This is a genomic window from Rothia mucilaginosa (assembly GCF_901875305.1).
GTDB lineage: Bacteria > Actinomycetota > Actinomycetes > Actinomycetales > Micrococcaceae > Rothia.
Genome location: NZ_CABFLY010000003.1, coordinates 196115 through 214422, shown reverse-complemented (window position 1 = coordinate 214422; position 18308 = coordinate 196115). Strand labels below are relative to the sequence as shown.

Sequence of the window (18308 nt, the reverse complement as noted above, 5' to 3'; positions counted from 1 at the left end):
TGCCGGATGAATAGTTCATTGTTCTGCTCGGGTCTACGCAAACCGCGATGGCATTGCCACGCAATCGCTTCCCGTCGTATGGGATGCCTTCCACCGAAGCGGACCGTACTCTGTACCCCGCCCGGCGCGTGGTTCCGGGCTCTCCCCTACCCCCATGAGAGGACACGGTAGTGGAGTATTTCACACTTAAGGATACTCCAGTCCGCGGTATTCCGGCGGGGTTCAGCCCACAGCCTGTCCCGACAATCTACCCCAACGCGGTGAAATCTAGATGTAACCGACACGCAGAGGGTAGTGCTCGCGGTAGGCGGCCTCCAGCTCCGCGTCGAAACGCTCAGGGGTGGGAACGTAGCGCAGACGGTGATGCACCCCGCGGCACACCACGTAGACCGAACCGTACCCCAGCCAGGATCCTAGAGTGCCCTCGCGCACCCAGCGCTGTCCGAGCAAATCCAGGTCAAGAGATTCGTCACCCATGCGGGTCATGAGCCCCCGTCGCACCACCAGACGGTGCGTAGTGATGAGATATCCGGTGGTCAGCCAGCGCCACCCGATACGCAAGGCACCCACGAAGAACACAACCGCTGCAATCGTGCCAACCCACCACAGAATCGCAGAGGAACGCGCCGTGGAGGCGAAGGCTGCCGCCGCGATGCCGAACAGCAGGCAGATGAGGCTGGGTAGTAGCGCCCCCGGGTGCTGGCGGGTCGCGACGATGACGTATTCACCGGGGTTAAGTTGTCCGCGCAGGCGCATGGCACTCCTCAATATGGTCGCAGGTCGAGTGCCGGCGAGTCGGTCGCCGGGGGCTTCTTGTACTTCTAGTGTGCCGGGTGAAAATCCCCGTAGCTACCGTTGGCCGGGCGTAGATGTTCAATATCGCCCACCGCGTAGGGGGTGAGTGTGCCGTCCTCACGGCGAATCAGGATGCGTCCTTGAGCGTCCATATCCTCGGCTACGCCGCGCACGACGCTGCCGTCGGGCAGGCTCATGGCCACCTCCGCACCGAGGGTGGCGCATGAGGCGCGGGCTGCATCCAGCAAGCCGGGTGCGCCGGTAAGGGGGTCGGCCGCCTCGGGGTCTCCTCCGGCGCGCAGGAAGGCGCGGTAGCGTCGGGCGAAGACGGCCAGCAGGCGTTCGAGCACCTCAGTCGAGTTGACGGTGCGTCCCGTGCACATGCGCAGGCTGGTGGCGGTGGGCACAGGGAGCTGCTCGGCAGTCATGTTGGTGTTCTGACCAATGCCCACGATAATGCTGCGAAGCCCCTTGTTGGCTCCACTTTCGGGCACGAGTTGAGCGAGCACGCCGCAGCCCTTCGCCCCGTTGGCGATAACGTCGTTGGGCCACTTAAGGTGAGCCTTGGCGCCGTAGTGCCGCCAGATGTCTACGACGCTCAGCCCGGCCACGAGAGTGAGCCAGTGGTAACTATCTTCGGGCAGGTCGTGGGCTCTGGGTTCGGTCGAGGCGTGCGGGCGCACCACGATGCTCGTGGCTAGGCACGCGCCGGGCGGTGCGGTCCAGGGGCGGGCCAGTCGGCCTCGGCCGTCGCTTTGGTAGAGGGTTGAGAAGACGGAGAGTTCGCCGAGGCTTTCACGGTCGGCGTCGGTTCCGTTCATGAGCAGTTCGCGGGCCCGGGTGGTGGTGGAGTCCACGCTGTCGAAGAGGTGCACACTCCCGTACCCGGCATCCAGGGCGGCGGTGCGCGCGCGGGACGCATCCAGTACGGTGGCCGAGGCTTCTACCTGTTCGTTCTCGTTTGCTTTGCCCTCGGTCATCTTCTTTCCCTTTCCCTGTGTGTTTTGGTTCTTACTTGCTCTGATTCTCGTGCTTCACACGGTACATGTCGGTGCGCGGGGTATCACCCGGCGCATCCCGAACGGTGTGGGTTCTCACAATATCATCAAGCACCCGTCCGCCGCGCCCCTCCCGCCACGTGCTGAGCGCGCCCGCTGTTCCCGGTGGCGATGAGACGGTACATTAGACAGTGCGGGTGTGTGATGCACCGAAGCAGATACGGGGCCTGCCCCGTTCACCCCGAGTTTTAGCCCGAAGGAAGTCCCCATGGCCCACTATGCAATTACCTACGTTTACGCCGCCCCCGAGGAGCAGGCCAAGTACCGTCCGGCTCACCGCGAGTACCTGGCCTCTCAGATTGAGGCTGGCAACCTGATTGTTTCCGGTCCTCTGCTTGACGGTGAGGTTGCCACTGGCGCCCTGCTGATTGCGAAGGTCGATTCCGCAGAGGATGCCGAGAAGATTGTGGCTAACGACCCCATGAACATTGGTGGCGCCGTGGTTTCGCACACCGTGACCGCGTGGAACCCCGTGTTGGGTACCATCTAGTCGTTGCCCGTATGTCGAATACGGATATTTCCCCTCCCTCGGCTCAGGTGAGCCCGTGTGGAGGGGATTTCTGCGCGCACGCAATGTGTGCACGCGAGTGTACTTAAGGGTGGAATGTGCGTTCCTCATCTAGCATGTGTGCCCCAGTTCGCACTATAGTTTAAGGATATGCACTGTTGTGCCCACCTCATCGCTGGGGAGGGCAGACATCCCATCACCGCAACCACTGGCTCCCGTCGCGTCGGGTAAGAGCAGGAACGAGGAATAATGTCCGAGAACCTCCAGCAGGAATACGATTTGAGCACCACCGCCGGCAAGCTCGCCGATTTTTACGCGCGCCGCGAGCATAGCTACGCACCCAGCGGTGAGGCTGCCATCGAAAAGCAGCACGCCCGCGGTAAGAACACTGCCCGCGAGCGCATCGAAATGTTGCTGGATGAGGACTCTTTCGTTGAGTTCGACGCCCTGGCCCGCCACCGCACTACCGCATTCGGCATGGAGGCGAAGAAGCCCCTCGGCGATGGTCTGGTCTCCGGCTACGGCACGGTGGATGGCCGCCTGGTTGCCGTGTACTCTCAGGATTTCACCGTGTACGGCGGTTCTCTCTCGCAGGTGAACGGCGAGAAGATTGTGAAGGTGCAGAAGTTTGCACTGAAGAACGGTTGCCCAGTCATCGGCATTAACGACGGTGGTGGCGCCCGCATCCAGGAGGGCGTGGCCTCACTGGCGATGTTCGCTGATATCTTCCGTATGAACGTGCGCGCCTCCGGCGTGATTCCGCAGATTTCGGTCATTATGGGTCCGTGCGCCGGCGGTGCCGCATACTCTCCCGCCCTGACCGACTACATCGTCATGGTGGATAAGACCTCCCACATGTTCATCACCGGCCCGGACGTCATCAAGACCGTGACCGGCGAGGACGTGGACATGGAGACCCTGGGCGGCGCGCGTCAGCACAACTCCGTGACCGGCACCAGCACCTACCTGGCCGAGGACGAGGACGACGCCTTCGACTTCGTGCGTGAGCTACTGGAGTTCCTGCCCTCGAATAACCTCTCGGAGTCCCTGCCGATGGAGCACGACCAGGAGCCCGAGGTGACCGTGGACGACCTGGATTTGGATACCTTGATTCCGGATTCGGCCAACCAGCCCTATGACATGCGCGAGGTAATTGAGTCGGTCGTGGACGACGGCCACTTCCTCGAGATGCAGGCGCTGTATGCCCCGAACGTGATGATTGGTTACGCCCGCGTTGAGGGCCGCACGGTCGGTATCGTCGCCAACCAGCCGATGCAGTTCGCTGGTTGCCTGGACATTTCGGCCTCTGAGAAGGCCGCCCGCTTCGTGCGTAATTGCGATGCCTTCAACATTCCGATTCTGACCTTCGTGGATGTACCCGGCTTCCTGCCCGGCACCGATCAGGAGTTCAACGGTATTATTCGCCGCGGCGCGAAGTTGCTCTACGCCTATGCGGAGGCGACCGTTCCGCTGGTCACCGTCATTACCCGTAAGGCCTACGGCGGTGCGTACATTGTGATGGGTTCGAAGAAGCTGGGCGCTGATATCAACCTGGCGTGGCCTACCGCGCAGATTGGCGTGATGGGTGCGCAGGGTGCCGTTAATATCCTTTACCGCCGCGAGCTGGCCGCCCTGGCTGCAGAGGGCGGCGATGTCGAGGCACGCCGCGCCGAGCTAATTGCCAAGTACGAGGAGGAGCTACTGAACCCCTACCAGGCGGCTGAGCTCGGTTACATTGACGAAGTCATCGCCCCGAGCGAGACTCGTGTGCGTATCATCTCTTCGCTGCGGGCCCTGCACGATAAGCGTGCAGCCACTCCCGCGAAGAAGCACGGCAATATCCCGCTGTAAACCTCGCAACGATAGCGTTTCTACTCCCATGTATCGGGGTGCCCTGCGCCCCGTACCGCACGGTTCGTTTCCCCCGGTAGCCCAGAGAAGCGAACCGTGCGGACTCTAAGGTTCTAAGGAGGCGTGCCGATGGCAGGCTACAATCCGCTGAGTTATTTCTCGTTCGGTAAGAAGAAGGACGCGACGAGCGCCTCGGCTACCCCCGCCCCGTCTGGGGGTCGGGGCCGCGCGGGTGTGCGCGTTTCTTCCCGTAGTACATCCCGGGTACGTTCTGAGGTGGTCGCCCCTTCACCCCGTAGCCAGGCGGAGGTTCACCATAACGAGGCTGAGGAGCACGAGCCGTTCTTGAAGGTTACGAAGGGCAACCCGACCGAGGAGGAACTTGCGGCTCTGACCGCTGTGGTGGCCGCAATGCAGGCGGAGGCTGTGCATCAGGAGCAGAACACGCTGGTGGGTGCAGCTTCGCGTATCTTGAATCGCCGTCAGCGTTTGGGTGCTTCGTTGCGCCCGGGTCCCGGTTCGTGGAGGCGCGCACGCCCCATGTAGGCGTTCTCTTGGTTTTTGTTTGGTTCCCGTCGGTTGTCGGAAGATGCGGCGGGAACCATTTATTTTTGCACGTATTTTATGGGTAAAACGCCGTATTCACTGCAAAATACAGAAAAATAGGCGGTTCTGTCATAATTCATTCATATAGAGCATATTGATGTGTTTTAATGATATAATATACATACAATCGTAATAGTGTTGATATATGACAGGGAACATGTCTAAAACATGACTAAAAATTACAAGCCCCCTTCGGATGTCTACATCACACTTCTCCTGCCGACGCTCCGGCGCCTGTCGAAAACCTCAGCTCGCACAGCCTCTTATATTTGCGAACAGCTACGACAGCAGACAAAAGCCCTCGGCTCGCGGAAGGATCTTCCGGACCTCGAATCCACCGATTTTGCAACTGCGGTGCGTACCACCCTCAAAATCTTGGTGGCGTTGCGTTATGCCCAGGTTATGCCCCGGATTACCCCGTGGGAGAAGCGTAAGTACCTTCTCACTCCCCTAGGTGCTGAGCTCACCTGCACCCCGCATCTGAACGGTGCTGTGCCTGCCCGCGTGGTCAAGCAGGTTCAAACGCTGTGTGCACAAAATCTGTCTGCCAAGAGCACTAAAAAGCTCAAGAAACAGGCCAACGCTCTCCTCCAAGAGGCCGCTTTCCTCCCCCATTCCTCCAAAGATTCAGGGCCGGATGCAGTTTTCCCCGTGGCGGCAGACACTACGCAGGCCCGCCTCGCTGCGGAGGGAGGGCTCGCATCCGATGGAGCCGGATTCAGCGGCCAGTTCCCGCAGAGCACCCCCCTCGATGCGATACTCAAGGCCAGCGAATCGCCGATTATGCACGCCCAGGCAGAATTTGCTGAACATTTTACGCAGGATTTAATTCGGCATATTTACGCCGTCACCCCGGAGTATTTTGAGCATATTGTGGCTGATATTTTTACGGCCCTTGGTTTTATTACCGAGGTGACCGGTGGCGTGGATGATAAGGGCGTCGACGTTATTGCCCGCTATTCCGACGGCCTTGATTTCGCTCCCATTTATATTCAGGTTAAGCACTATTGCGGGACGATAAAGGTCACCCCCAATGAGATTCAGAAGTTGGCCGGTGCGGTGCTTCTGCACGGCGGCCTGCAAGGAGTGCTCGTGACCTGCGGGGCGTTCGCTCAGCCGGTCCCCGAATATCTGCAGGGATTGCCGGGGGCGCGCAATATTGCTCTGGTCGATCAGCACAAGTTGGTGGAGCTCATGATTCGTCATCGCGTGGGCGTGCGTGAGGGCGAGGGGGAATGCGGCTACACGATTGACGAAGAGTACTTCGAGAAGGGCATAGAGTCCTAGCCTACCCCGTGCGAATGGCGCAACTACCGCAGCCGCTCGCACGGGGTTCTGCGTCGATAGCAGAGCCTGCGATACGCGTTAACCGCGGTATGCGCTACGGCAGATCACCTAGGTTCCGGTTTCTCCCCGACTCCAGGTTATTTCTCGGCGTTTCTCATAAAACTTCGCCACCTATTTTCCGCATATTTCTCGGACACCATTTCTCGGTTAACCCCAAAATAGGGAGTCCCGCCTTTTATGGCTAAAATAAAGAATGTTATGCGACACATACTCCTCGCGTTCTCAGAGCAGAGGACAGCTCCGAATCAAGGAGAGATAAGCCCCGCATATTTACTCGGGGGCCGTCCTTTCCCGCTCCCAATATCGTGCGCGACGTGTCGCACCACCATAAATTCATACATGTAAATCACGATAAGGAATCCCCCAGTGGCTTTTGTGAATAAAACGATGCTTCACCTCGACCACTCCGACCTGCGGCAGATGCAGGAACAGACCTCCTGGGAGGCGCTGCCTGAGCAGGCCCGCACCCTCAGCCTGGCAGCCATCTTCTCGCTCCTGCACCACTTCGAGCGCGCATCTGAGCGCGGCGAGAAGATTTTCTTCCCCGATATGTACACCCCGGTCGGTGTAGACCTGGGCTTCACCATGACTCAGCGTTTTATCGCTGTTGATGACACTGTGCTCTTCCGCGAGGCCGTCAATAAACTCATTACCGCCCTCGTCAACAGCGATTACCTGGAGGTTTCTCTCAGCCAGCTGCACCCCGGCAACCTGAACTATGCGCTCAGTGAGGCCGGACGTGAACTGCTCGCTGCGTCCAAGGAGAATCAGGCCCGCGACCTCGCGAAGATTCTACCCCTGCAGGCGGGCGTCTACCTGTACTACCTGCAGCGCTTCTACCCCGAGTTGCTCTCGCACCTGACGGTCCGTGAGCTGCTGCCGATTGTGCTGAGTGTAGCCCCTTCCTACCCTGCAGCCGCACCTGTTAAGATTCGCGAGCTGGTGCTGCGCGAGTGCGGCTTCGTGCAAGGCTGGTACGGCCTGTCCTACCTGGAGCAGCGCATCGTTGAGCCTGCCATCGCTCGAGCTCTGAGCCTGCTGACCGGCGCAGGGTACCTGCGTACGAAGACCATCCACGAGTACACCGATTCACCGGTGACCCTGTACTCGCTCTCGCCCGAGGCGAAGGAGCTTGTGGCGCGATACCCCGAGCAGGCGGTGCCTGCCGCCGAGCTGTCCTCGGTGCTGAGGGAAGTCCCCGAGGACGATGCCGCATCCGTAACCGCCGAGGATATTCTTGCGACCGAGAAGCTACTGGTGCACATGGGCACCCTGCTCTTCGGGGTGCTCAGCAACGGCGGGGCGGACATCGAGCTGAGCCTACCCAGCCTGGAGCAGGTCTTTGAGCGGGATGAACGTCTCAAGGCCGCCGCCGAGAATCCCTTCTTCCAGCGGATTGAGGCGCAGGACTACCTCTACGACGTGCTGACCGCGCACCGTTACCTCTCCGAACGCGGCACCGTGTACTCGCTGGGACCGGATTTCGCCTCCGCGCTCGCGCAGGTTCAGGAGCCGAAGATTGAGCGTCTAGTGGCCGCGGCTCTGCTCGATCCTGCTGCTGTGGATGCATTGCCCTACCCTCACCAACTGCTCTACCCGATCCTAAAGATTGTGGGCAAGAACCCGCGCATCTCGTACTACGATGTGTACGACGAGCTGAAGATCGACCTCGGTATCCCCTATCTGCAGGGAGAGGTTGCCCCGCACCGTTATAAGCTGACCCCGCGCCTGCGCAACCGATTCTCTGTGGCCATGCACGTGCTCAAGGGTGAGCGGTTCTTGAACGCCCTGCGCGAGAGTACGGGCCGTACCTCCCGTAAGAACCCGGAACGCTACGAGCTGAGCGAGTCGGGTCGCGAGCTGCTGGAGCGTTTCCCTGAGGGTGCCCCGGAGGCGGTGACCGCCCGCTTGGCACCTCTGCCGCCGCAGTCGCTCAAGCACAAGCTTCCGCAGGATGTCGCCGAGGAGCTCGCTGCACGCGAGCAGGCGGTGCAGGCCGCGAAGGAGGCGCGGGCCGCCGAGCGTCAGGCTCGCCTGGCTACTCGTGAGCAGTCACACCGTGTCGAGCCGGTACCGGGTGCATCCCCCGCGTTGTTGGCTCGCCCAAGCACCGCCGCATCCGCCGCACCCTCAGTCTCTTCGACTCAGCAGGCCCCCGTCACGCTGTCTCCTTCAGCCCCGGTTTCTGCCATTTCCGAGACACCCGCCGTGGCAGTGAGCGTCGAGCCCTCCGCTGCCCTTGAGGTTGCCGCCGCCCAGGTGCGTGAGGCTCTCAAGCGGTACCGTGTGGTCTTCCGCCGCGAGGCTCTGGCGCCGGCGCTGGCAGGCGTGAGCGATGAGCGTTTCCGCCGCATCGGTTTTGATTTGTTCCTCATGCGCGGCTATCACGTTGAACCGTTGGATGCTCAGGGCGTGGACGGTGTGGCAACTCCCGCCAGCGGAGATGCAGAACGCGCATTCTACATTCGGGCTCTGCGACTGGATTCCGGAACGGTATCCCCGCAGGAGGTCACCCGGTTCTTCCTGGCCGTGCACGCCCGAGGCGGCCAGCTCGGCACCTTCATCACGAACACCGCGTTCAGTGATGAAGCCTACGACGAGTTCATCCGCTGCTCGACCAAGTACCCGCAGATTCTGGTGGATCTGGTGTCTGGTAACGAGTTGCAGGATCGCCTCATCGCCCACCGCCTGGGTGTGGCCGAAGGAACCGGCGGCCTGCTCGAACTGAAGGGTGAGTACTTCACGAGCTAACGGCTGGCGGAGTTAGAGCGAACCCAGATGGGCCCGCATCCATAAGATCCGTACCGATAGGGGCCCGCGCATACGAGAGTTGTCCGTGTGCGCGGGCCCTTCGTGTTCTCTGTCCTCCGGCGTTACCCGTCTCTACCGGGATGGATTATTAGACTTTAAGCGCGCTATATCGTGGCAGAAGGCACACTACTGGGTTAGGATATGAACATGAGCACCTACCAGGAACTTCCGAGCATTTACCGTGTGAAGCGCCAGTTGAGCGATGTCGATCAGCTGGCCAACGATTACTTTGAAAAGATTCTCGACCTTAACCCTGTGCTGGCTACGGAGCTGGGCCGCAAGGGCGTCGAAACCCTCTACCCCGATTACTCCCCTGCCGGCGAAAAGGCGTTGCACCGTCTGGCTAAGAAAACCCTCAAGAAGGTCGGCAGTGTTCTGCCCATTGATGACGTCGACCTGGTTACCTTGGATGCGTTGCAGGAGCGTTTGAGCCTGTACCGCGCCCAGCACAAGGCGGGCTTTGGCTATTGGCAGCTCAATAACATCACGTCGGTTCCGCAGGAGGTGCGTTCGGTTTTCGACCTCATGAAGCGCAACTCCCGCGAGGATTGGGAACACATTATCGGCCGCATGCACCGCGTGCCCGAGGCGCTGGATGGGCTCGTGCTGAGCCTCGAAGCGGCCCGCGCGGACGGCAAGATTTCCCCGCGCCGTCAGGTGGATATCGTCATCGAGCAGACCGCCGCATACTACGCGCCCGGTGGTTTCTTTGACGAGCTGGCCGCCGAGGTTGCCGCCGCCGAGCCCGAGCTAGCCGAGGCCGCTGCTGAGGGGGCTGAGCATGCTAAGGATGGCTACCGCCACCTCAACGACTACCTCGTGAAGGTCCTACAACCTGCCGCCCCTGCTCGCGATGCGGTAGGCCGCGAAGCGTACAGCTTGCACTCGCGTTCTTTCTTGGGTACCACCGTCGACCTGGATGAGACCTATGCCTGGGGCGTGAAGGAGCTGGAGAGCATTATCGCCCGTCAGCGCGAGGTGGCCGAGGAGATTGAGCCCGGCGCCAACATCGAGCGTGCCAAGCAGTTGCTCGATGAAGACCCAAGCCGCCAGCTGAACGGCACCGATGAGCTGAAGGCGTGGATGCAGAAGCTCGCCGACGCGGCGGTGGCAGATCTCTCGGTCGAACACTTCGCAATTGGCGGCCCTATGCGCCGCATCGAGTGTTGCATCGCGCCCACCCACGAGGGCGGTATCTACTACACCGGGCCTTCCCCTGATTTCTCGCGTCCCGGCCGCATGTGGTGGTCCGTGCCGGAGGGTGAGGATACGTTCACGACCTGGCGTGAAACCTCCACCGTGTACCATGAGGGCGTTCCGGGGCACCACCTGCAGATTTCTATCGCTACGGCCTTGGCCGGCACTATGAACTCCTGGCGCACCAACATGCTGTGGGTTTCGGGCCACGGCGAGGGTTGGGCGCTGTACGCCGAGCGTCTCATGGAGGAGCTGGGCTACCTGAAGGATCCGGGCGACCGTATGGGCATGCTGAATGCTCAGCGGATGCGCGCGGCCCGCGTGGTCTTCGACATCGGCGTGCACTGCGAGTTGCCGGTGCCCGATGAGTGGGCTGAACGCCTCGGCGTTGAGCCCGGCACGATTTGGACTTCCGAGCTGGGCTACGAGTTCTTGAAGCAGAACTTGGACGATTCTGAGGGCCAGGTGCGCTTCGAATTCTTGCGTTATCTGGGCTGGCCGGGTCAGGCCCCCAGCTACAAGATTGGTGAGCGCTTGTGGTTGCAGTTGCGTGAGCAGGCCTTGGCTCGCGGCGAGGATATGCGCCAGTTCCACACCCGAGCCCTGATGCTTGGCTCGGTGGGTCTGGATACCCTGCGTCGTGCGCTCACCGATGAGATGATGCTTCCGCTCGAGGCCGACGACGATGACGACTAGGCTATAGCGCCGCGCCGTTTCTATCACGGCCCGCTCCTATAGGCCTTAACGCTAAAGGCCCTCACCTCAGTTATTGAGGTGGGGGCCTTCAGCGTGTGCGGGCTCAGCCGCTCGAGCCTTAGGTGGACCTGGTGGGCAGATTTAGTAGCCGAAGTGTGCCGTGCCCGGGTCTTGCGAAACGGAGCCTAGCGAGCCGGGGGCGCTCAGGTCCACCAGGTGCGGAGCGAAGCGGCACCAGTAGTCGGTCAGTGCACCGTTGGACTCGCGGATTCCCACGCCCACGCAGCGTCCGCCGACGACCCACACGCCCAGAACGGGGTGACTTACCGGCTGGATGATGCCCTCGTAGCGAGGGGCGGGGATGTACTCCTGGTAAACGAACTCGCTCTCGGGTGCGGTGGAGAAGAAGTTGTCTTCCTCCGGTTTGACGAAGACGTTGTAATCAGGGGCGTAAATCTCCACGCCGTCGCCCTCTCGTCCGAAGATGGGTTTGCGCACCCAGTTGCGCAGGTCACCGCGGTGCCCGGCGTAGGTGGGTACCAGGTTCGGGTGATTCGGGTACTTATCCCAGAGAGCAGCCAGCAGTAGCTTATTGGACAGGAACATTTTCCAGGCGGGCTCAATCCAGCGTTGCACCGCGCCGTGGTAGGCGAAGAGCAGCTGATCGTAACCTGACTCGCTGTCGGTGACCAAGTCCTCCCAGGGGTAGAGCTTGAAGAGGTTGCTGATGGGTCGGCCTTCGGCGTCTTTCCAGCTCTTGGTTGGTTCGTCAAAGATGATCTCGTCGATGGGAATCAGGATAGTTTCGATGCCGGCCTGCTGAGCAGCGTAGGCGATGAGCCACAGGTTGTTGTAGTCTTCCTGGTTCTCGTCGATATCCTCAGGCACGTGGGCTAGATGTAGGACGGGACGCTGGCCCGAGGTTAGCTCGGGTGCGAAAATTTGTCGCCAGCGGTCCACGAAGGCCTCACCAATTTCGCCCCAGTGCGCGTAGCCCTGCATGTCGAGGCGCTGGTCCTTGGCCCAGGTCTTCTGGCAGACGGCCGCCTCTACGATACCGGTGGGGGTGTCGGCGTTGTACTCCAGTAGCTTGAGGGGTTCGCCGGGCACGCCGGAGTATATGAAGTCGAAGCGCCCGTAGAAGTCGGGGTCACGACGGTTCCACGATTCGACAGCCAGGTTGAAGGCGCCGTGCGGCAGGCCCAGGGTGCCGAAGGCTCCGGAGGCCAGGTAGTCCACGGCGCTCAAGCACATGCGGTGCATTTCTTCTGCCTGGGCACGGACGGAGTTCATCTCTTCCGGGCTGAAAACGTAGGCGGCGTACTCGTTCCAGTAGTGGTCGGGGTCGTCGGGGCCGTCCACGCTGTAGGTGAGGCCTTCTTCGACAATAATCTTCTCCCAGTCGGGGCGTCCCAGGGGAAATTCTTCACGGCGCATCATGGTTTCCTTGCGGGTAGCGGGGTGATGTACGGGTGCAGGTGCGGGAAGTCTTAACCGCCGGAGTGGCCGCCGCCGGACTTGGAGCCACCGCCGAAACCACCCTTGCTGCCGCTGGACTTACTACCGGACTTGTTCGAGCTGGAGGAGCCCGACTTGCTGCCAGACTTATTGCCCGACTTAGAAGAATTGGAAGAGCCGGAATTGCTACCGCTGGTACCGTTGCGGCGTGAGTTCGAGACGGTGCCGGTCGTGTTGTCACGCACCGAAGAGGTCTTACCGGTGTTCTTGGTCGAGATTTCCTTACCCGAAGAAATCGTCGAAGCCTTCTTGGCATTGCGGTAGGAGTCCTCAAATCCGCCGCCGCTCGAAGGCACACCACTGTACACTGTGCCATTCGAGGGGCGGGTCGTGGAGCCACCCGAGAGCTTCTCACCCACGCGCGGAATGTAGCTGGCCGACGCGCCGTTCGAGTTGGCGGCGCTCTGACGGCCCAGGTAGTACCACAGGAAGGCGTTAGAACCGCTGTGGTGGGTCGTGGTGGAGGAGTTCGACGAGCCCGAAGAACCGGAAGAGCCAGAACCCGAGGAGCCAGAATGTGAAGAGCTAGAGCTCGAAGAATCCGAGCTGGCCGACTCCGAGGGGTTGGCGGTCGGTTCCTGCGCGCCGGCCTTCTCACATTCGGAGTCGTCCACGCGTTCACCGGTCGTGGCATCCTGGCAGACGCGGGCGTACTCATCATCGGATGCGAGGAAGGCGTTCTCTTCCTGATGCATGCTGTTATAGGCGAAGATGCCACCGCCAATGAGCAACACGCTGGCACCGGCCACCGCAATCATCTTAGTCACGCCAGGACGGGTGGCACCCAGGTTCACAGCGTTCTGCGAAGCGGAGCGGGCAGCACGGCTCGCGAAGTCGGCCACGGAGTTGAGGGGGCCTCGCGAGGTTTTGGGCTGATCAACCCGGTGGGTTCCGCCCGGGTGTTGGGGTGCAGAACTCATGCATCTCTCCTTGAAGGTGTCGTGCGGAGGCGTTTTCGCCGGATGCGCGGCCGACCGGTGAGAGCCTACTGAGGACGGCCTCGGGAAGGCTTGCCACCGGGCCGTTGCATTGGTCGGAAGAGCGAAAACGGCACTGGCCCGGGGTGTATCCCGGACGCACATCCAGCATAGCAAGGGAGTCTGGGAGTCACCTTGGCGCGAGGAACCGTCTTACAAGGTTTCACGCGTTATGCCGGTTGCGTTATGCCCGCGTTCTACTCGAGTTTGCTTGCTGTTTGTTTTCCCCTGTTCAGCAGACTCTGCATCCGTGTTTCGTGAGGTTCCTTATCTCCTCCACGCCTCCCACACTTTCACGCCCCTCACCATGGCAACAGGACGCAATCCATCCAGCCGCTCGATGCAGAAAAGTCACGCTTCGTCACGAACAGCCCTTGTGGGGGTCGGATGAAACACTTCTTCACAAGAATTTGCACCCCACCGCACCTTGGGAGCAAAGTATCCCACATGTCCACATCTCATGCATCATCGTCCCGCCGTATACCGGCGTGGGCTACCTCATTCGGTAATCAGATTATTGCTTCACTCATCCTCGGCGTGTTGCTGGGTGCGCTCGCGCTCGCGCTCGGTGGCGACGCCAAGAGCAACCCCAACTGGCTTATGGCCACACTGGATACCATCGGTTCCTCCTACGTGACCCTGCTGAAGGCCGCCGTGATTCCGCTGGTCTTTACCGCGGTTGTCGCCTCCATCTCTAACCTCGCGCAGGTTACCAACGCGGCCCGCCTGGCGGTCAACACCCTCGTTTGGTTTGCTATCACCGCGTTCTTCGCTGTGTCCATCGGCATCATCCTCGGCCTGGTGGTTCAGCCCGGCGTGGGTGCACAGGTGCAGGGAAAGCCCTACACCGGTTCCACCGGTTCGTGGACCGCGTTCCTGACCGGCCTGATTCCGGTGAACTTCCTGGGCCTGGGCGTGAGCGCTAAGGCAGGCGACTCCGGTATTACTGCCTCCGCGTCCTTTAACGTGCTGCAGATTCTGGTGATTTCCGGTGCGGTCGGGATCGCCGCCCTGAAGGTGGGCGAGGCCGCTAAGCCCTTCATCGACGTGGTGAAGAGCGCACTGGCCATCATCCAGAAGATCCTGTGGTGGATTATTCGCCTGGCCCCGCTGGGCACCGTAGGCCTGATTGCGAAGGCCGTCTTCGCCTACGGCTGGGGCTCGATGGGCTCGCTGGCCAAGTTCATCATCGCGCTGTACGTGGGCCTGCTTCTGGTGTTCCTCGTGGTTTACCCGCTGATTGCTCGCGCCAACGGCCTGTCGGTGCGACAGTACTTCTCTGGCGTGTGGCCCGCGGTTCAGATGGGCTTCGTCTCCCGCTCCTCAATGGGTACCATGCCCGTCACCCAGACCGTGGCGGAGCGTAACCTGGGTGTGCCCCGCGCCTACGCTTCCTTCGCGGTACCACTGGGTGCAACCACCAAGATGGACGGATGCGCCTCGGTCTACCCGGCCCTGGCCGCCATCTTCGTGGCACAGTTCTACGGTATCCACCTGGAATTCACCCAGTACCTGCTGATTGTGCTGGTCTCGGTGCTGGGGTCCGCAGCAACTGCGGGTACCACCGGCGCAATCGTGATGCTGACCCTGACCCTGTCGACCCTGGGTCTGCCCCTGGACGGTGTGGGTCTGCTCCTGGCTATTGACCCAATCATCGACATGGGCCGTACCGCTCTGAACGTCGCCGGTCAGGCTCTGGTGCCGGCCGTGGTGGCGCGCCGCGAGGGAATCCTAGACGAAACCCTCTACAACGCTCCCCGTTCCGAAGGTGGCTTCGTACCGGAGTCCCTGTACGAGGAGCAGGTGGCCGACGAGCCGAAACGCCTGCAGATGGCCGAGGCACGCTAAACCCGAGCACTCCTGCGGCTTCACGTGGCCGGCCTACAGCACGCTGGTACGCATAGCGGCCGTTGCCATGCTTACGGCGTATCTCACTCCCCTGCGGTTTGAGGGGATTGGGATACGCCGTTTTACGTACCCACCGCGAGTTTGCCGCCGTCTAATCCGCGCCGCGGCCCGGTCCCAGAGCGTCCATCTTCTGCTGACCAGCTACCTTACGCCCGTCGCGAGCGCGGCAAGCTTCAAGGTGCACATGAGGGTAAACTCACGGCTCTGGTCTTAAAATAGAGAGCATGACTGCTGTAGACCCTTCACCCGCCCCTTCCGCCGAGGCCGCGCCGGTACGATTGGTGCTCGCCTCCGCGTCCCCCGCGCGCCGCAAGCTTCTGGAGGATTCTCGCATCGCCTTTACGGTGCGCGTCTCCTCGGTTGACGAAGATGCTGCGCTCGCCGCTGCCAACGAGCGGGCACGAGCCGAAGGACGCGAAGGGCTCAGCCCGGCTGAGACCGCTTCCCTTCTGGCGAGCCTCAAGGCCCGGGCGGTCGCCGAGGAGCTTGCCGCCGAGGGTGTGCGCGATGCTCTGGTTCTGGGGTGCGATTCCGTCTTCGAGTTCGAAGGCCGGGCCTACGGCAAGCCGCACACCGCCGAGAACGCCCGTGAGCGCATCACCGCTATGAGCGGGCACCACGGTACGCTCCATACGGGTCACGCGCTCGTGGATTTGCGTGGTCTTGAGGCAGGGGCCGAGCTATCCGCTGGATTACCCGCTGTTTCCGAGTTGCGTAGCGCCGTCGTGCACTTCGATGAGCTGAGCCCTGCCGAGGTTGATGCGTACATCGCTACGGGTGAGCCGCTGTGGGTGGCCGGCTCCTTCACTTTGGACGGTTACGGTTCAGCGTTTATCCGCGGTATCGAAGGTGAATTCCACACGGTGGTTGGCTTGTCTATCCACGCCCTGCGCGATTTGTTGCGCCGCCGCGGTGTGGCTGTCACGGATCTGTGGCTACCGCCTGAGAGCTAACTCGGGGATTCATCATCCACGTGGGTGCGTAGGTAGAACCGTGTCCTGTGCCTCCAGCACACATATTTGAACACTATTCGATATCATGGAACAGTACGATAGGCGATACATTCGCCATTCTTGCCGTTTCTCGATATGCTTTCGGCAGGAGATAAAGGAGAGCTTTAAGTGACTCAGAACCAGGCAGAAGCCGCCAAAAAATTTACCGCGGTCCCCGGCCGACACACCGGCCCGGTCAGTAAAATCCTCATCGCCAACCGCGGCGAAATCGCCGTCCGTGTGATTCGCGCGGCCCGCGACGAAGGCTTGCAGACCGTTGCCGTCTACGCTGATCCCGACCGCGACTCCCTGCACGTGAAGCTGGCCGATGAGGCGTACGCTCTGGGCGGTTCCACCGCGGCGCAGTCCTACCTGGTGATGGACAAGCTCATCGAGGTGGCTATCCGTTCCGGTGCCGATGCGGTGCACCCCGGTTACGGCTTTCTCTCCGAGAACGCGCAGTTCGCGCAGAAGTGCATCGATGCCGGTCTAACCTGGATTGGCCCCTCCCCCGAATCCATTACCCAGCTGGGCGATAAGGTGGCGGCACGCCACATCGCCCAGAAGGTAGGCGCTCCCCTGGTTCCGGGCACCAAGGACCCGGTCAAGTCCGCCGACGAAGTTGTTGCCTTCGCCGACGAGCACGGCCTGCCGATTGCCGTGAAGGCCGCCTTCGGTGGCGGTGGCCGCGGTATCAAGGTGGCTCGTGACCGTGAGAGCATCGTCGAGATGTACGAGTCCGCCGTGCGTGAGGCAACCGCGGCATTCGGTCGCGGCGAGTGCTTTATCGAGCGTTTCCTGGATTCCCCGCGTCACGTTGAGACCCAGTGCCTGGCCGATGCGCACGGCAACGTTGTGGTGGTCTCCACCCGTGACTGCTCCCTGCAGCGTCGTAACCAGAAGCTCGTCGAAGAGGCGCCCGCTCCCTACCTGAGCGAGGAGCAGAACAAGCGCCTCTACGAGGCCTCCCGCGCGATTCTGCGCGAGGCTGGCTACCAGGGCGCCGGCACCTGTGAGTTCCTGGTCGGTACGGACGGCACTATCTCCTTCCTTGAGGTCAACACCCGCCTGCAGGTGGAGCATCCCGTCTCCGAGGAGGTTTCGGGCCTTGACCTGGTGCGCGAGCAGTTCCGCATTGCCCGCGGCGAGAAGATTGAGGAGAAGGACCCCGTGCTGCGCGGTCACTCCTTCGAGTTCCGTATCAACGGTGAAGATCCGGGCCGTTCCTTCATGCCGGCCCCCGGCACCATCGAGAAGCTGAACATCCCCACCGGCCCCGGTGTGCGTTGGGATTCCGGCTTCGTGGCTGGCGACGTCATCGGCGGTAATTTTGACTCCATGCTGGCCAAGCTGATTGTGACCGGCCAGGACCGTGAGCAGGCTCTACAGCGTGCCCGCCGTGCGCTGGCTGAGCTAAATATTGAGGGTATGCCGACCGTCATCCCCTTCCACCGCGTGGTTCTGGAGGACCCGGCCTTCGTTCCGGCCGAGGGCGAAGAGTTCAAGGTGCACACCCGCTGGATTGAGACCGAGTTTAACAACACGATTCCCATGTACGCTGGTGCTCCCGGTAGCGTGGATTCCGATGAGAACGATCGCACCACCGTAGTGGTGGAGGTTAACGGTAAGCGCATGGAGGTGTCCCTGCCCGAGATGGGTGGTGTGGCCAAGCCCGCCGTCAAGCCGGCTTCGAAGAGCCGCAAGTCTCGTTCCTCCCGAGCCGCCGCGAAGTCCGGCGGCGACGAGCTGACCAGCCCCATGCAGGGCACCATCGTGAAGGTGGCTGTCTCTGACGGTGATACCGTGGCCGAGGGCGACCTCGTCCTGGTCCTGGAGGCTATGAAGATGGAGCAGCCCATCACCGCGCATAAGGCCGGTAAGGTTTCGGGCCTGTCGGCTAAGCCGGGTGACACCGTCACGGCCGGCGCCGTGCTGGCGACCATCAAGTAGTCGTAACGCTTGTGTAGAATCCCCGCCGCAAATTCCTCTTGCGGCGGGGATTCTTGCGTCATGGTGAACTCTGCGCACCGTGTCAGCGCACCGT

The 18308-nt window shown here is 61.5% G+C and carries 13 protein-coding genes; 9 read left to right on the top strand and 4 right to left on the bottom strand.

Annotated elements, in window-relative coordinates; all coding sequences use genetic code 11:
- Window positions 1-267 precede the first annotated feature (267 nt).
- Entirely contained in the window at window positions 268-756 is a 489-nt protein-coding gene (locus JX292_RS05030; RefSeq protein WP_204862149.1) for a PH domain-containing protein, read from the bottom strand.
- Window positions 757-821: 65 nt separating this feature from the next.
- The gene (locus tag JX292_RS05025) at window positions 822-1775 is read right to left on the bottom strand and encodes a biotin--[acetyl-CoA-carboxylase] ligase (protein WP_204862148.1); all 954 of its coding nucleotides are present in this window, start codon (window positions 1773-1775) and stop codon (window positions 822-824) included.
- A gap of 286 nt (window positions 1776-2061) precedes the next feature.
- Here JX292_RS05025 and JX292_RS05020 point away from each other — a divergent pair, with 286 nt between their 5' ends.
- The 6 genes from JX292_RS05020 (at window position 2062) to JX292_RS04995 (ending at window position 10869) form a co-directional block, all read left to right on the top strand.
- Window positions 2062-2343 carry a YciI family protein gene (locus JX292_RS05020; RefSeq protein WP_204862146.1) on the top strand — a complete coding sequence of 94 codons (282 nt, stop codon included), beginning with the start codon at window positions 2062-2064 and terminating at the stop codon, window positions 2341-2343.
- A gap of 267 nt (window positions 2344-2610) precedes the next feature.
- Window positions 2611-4212, top strand: coding sequence for an acyl-CoA carboxylase subunit beta (locus JX292_RS05015; protein ID WP_204862145.1), 1602 nt, complete (start codon window positions 2611-2613; stop codon window positions 4210-4212).
- A gap of 129 nt (window positions 4213-4341) precedes the next feature.
- The gene (locus JX292_RS05010) at window positions 4342-4758 is read left to right on the top strand and encodes an acyl-CoA carboxylase subunit epsilon (RefSeq protein ID WP_204862143.1); all 417 of its coding nucleotides are present in this window, start codon (window positions 4342-4344) and stop codon (window positions 4756-4758) included.
- Window positions 4759-4986: 228 nt separating this feature from the next.
- Window positions 4987-6105 carry a restriction endonuclease gene (locus JX292_RS05005; protein ID WP_239653644.1) on the top strand — a complete coding sequence of 373 codons (1119 nt, stop codon included), beginning with the start codon at window positions 4987-4989 and terminating at the stop codon, window positions 6103-6105.
- A gap of 426 nt (window positions 6106-6531) precedes the next feature.
- Window positions 6532-8916, top strand: coding sequence for a restriction endonuclease (locus JX292_RS05000; RefSeq protein WP_204862142.1), 2385 nt, complete (start codon window positions 6532-6534; stop codon window positions 8914-8916).
- Between the two features lie 207 nt (window positions 8917-9123).
- On the top strand, window positions 9124-10869 hold the full coding sequence (locus tag JX292_RS04995) for a DUF885 domain-containing protein (RefSeq protein WP_204862141.1): 1746 nt from the start codon (window positions 9124-9126) through the stop codon (window positions 10867-10869).
- A gap of 141 nt (window positions 10870-11010) precedes the next feature.
- Here the strand turns inward: JX292_RS04995 and JX292_RS04990 are convergent, their stop codons facing one another.
- Both JX292_RS04990 and JX292_RS04985 read right to left on the bottom strand, forming a co-directional pair.
- Entirely contained in the window at window positions 11011-12306 is a 1296-nt protein-coding gene (locus tag JX292_RS04990; protein ID WP_204862140.1) for a glutathionylspermidine synthase family protein, read from the bottom strand.
- 53 nt (window positions 12307-12359) lie between these two features.
- Window positions 12360-13307: a hypothetical protein gene (locus JX292_RS04985; RefSeq protein WP_204862139.1), complete on the bottom strand. Its 948-nt coding sequence runs from the start codon at window positions 13305-13307 to the stop codon at window positions 12360-12362.
- Window positions 13308-13811: 504 nt separating this feature from the next.
- Here JX292_RS04985 and JX292_RS04980 point away from each other — a divergent pair.
- The 3 genes from JX292_RS04980 to JX292_RS04970 all read left to right on the top strand — a co-directional run bounded on the left by JX292_RS04980 (window position 13812) and on the right by JX292_RS04970 (window position 18214).
- Window positions 13812-15212, top strand: coding sequence for a dicarboxylate/amino acid:cation symporter (locus tag JX292_RS04980; protein WP_204862138.1), 1401 nt, complete (start codon window positions 13812-13814; stop codon window positions 15210-15212).
- Between the two features lie 284 nt (window positions 15213-15496).
- Entirely contained in the window at window positions 15497-16225 is a 729-nt protein-coding gene (locus JX292_RS04975) for a Maf family protein (protein ID WP_204862137.1), read from the top strand.
- 168 nt (window positions 16226-16393) lie between these two features.
- Window positions 16394-18214 carry an acetyl/propionyl/methylcrotonyl-CoA carboxylase subunit alpha gene (locus JX292_RS04970; protein WP_204862136.1) on the top strand — a complete coding sequence of 607 codons (1821 nt, stop codon included), beginning with the start codon at window positions 16394-16396 and terminating at the stop codon, window positions 18212-18214.
- Window positions 18215-18308: the final 94 nt, after the last annotated feature.

Excerpts from the sequence above, each read along its gene's own strand:
- JX292_RS05010 (WP_204862143.1), top strand. The coding sequence starts at position 4,342 with ATGGCAGGCTACAATCCGCTGAGTTATTTCTCGTTCGGTAAGAAGAAG.
- JX292_RS05025 (WP_204862148.1), bottom strand. The coding sequence starts at position 1,775 with ATGACCGAGGGCAAAGCAAACGAGAACGAACAGGTAGAAGCCTCGGCC.
- JX292_RS05005 (WP_239653644.1), top strand. The coding sequence starts at position 4,987 with ATGACTAAAAATTACAAGCCCCCTTCGGATGTCTACATCACACTTCTC.
- JX292_RS05020 (WP_204862146.1), top strand. The coding sequence starts at position 2,062 with ATGGCCCACTATGCAATTACCTACGTTTACGCCGCCCCCGAGGAGCAG.
- JX292_RS05030 (WP_204862149.1), bottom strand. The coding sequence starts at position 756 with ATGCGCCTGCGCGGACAACTTAACCCCGGTGAATACGTCATCGTCGCG.
- JX292_RS04975 (WP_204862137.1), top strand. The coding sequence starts at position 15,497 with ATGACTGCTGTAGACCCTTCACCCGCCCCTTCCGCCGAGGCCGCGCCG.
- JX292_RS04980 (WP_204862138.1), top strand. The coding sequence starts at position 13,812 with ATGTCCACATCTCATGCATCATCGTCCCGCCGTATACCGGCGTGGGCT.
- JX292_RS05015 (WP_204862145.1), top strand. The coding sequence starts at position 2,611 with ATGTCCGAGAACCTCCAGCAGGAATACGATTTGAGCACCACCGCCGGC.
- JX292_RS04995 (WP_204862141.1), top strand. The coding sequence starts at position 9,124 with ATGAGCACCTACCAGGAACTTCCGAGCATTTACCGTGTGAAGCGCCAG.
- JX292_RS04985 (WP_204862139.1), bottom strand. The coding sequence starts at position 13,307 with ATGAGTTCTGCACCCCAACACCCGGGCGGAACCCACCGGGTTGATCAG.
- JX292_RS04990 (WP_204862140.1), bottom strand. The coding sequence starts at position 12,306 with ATGCGCCGTGAAGAATTTCCCCTGGGACGCCCCGACTGGGAGAAGATT.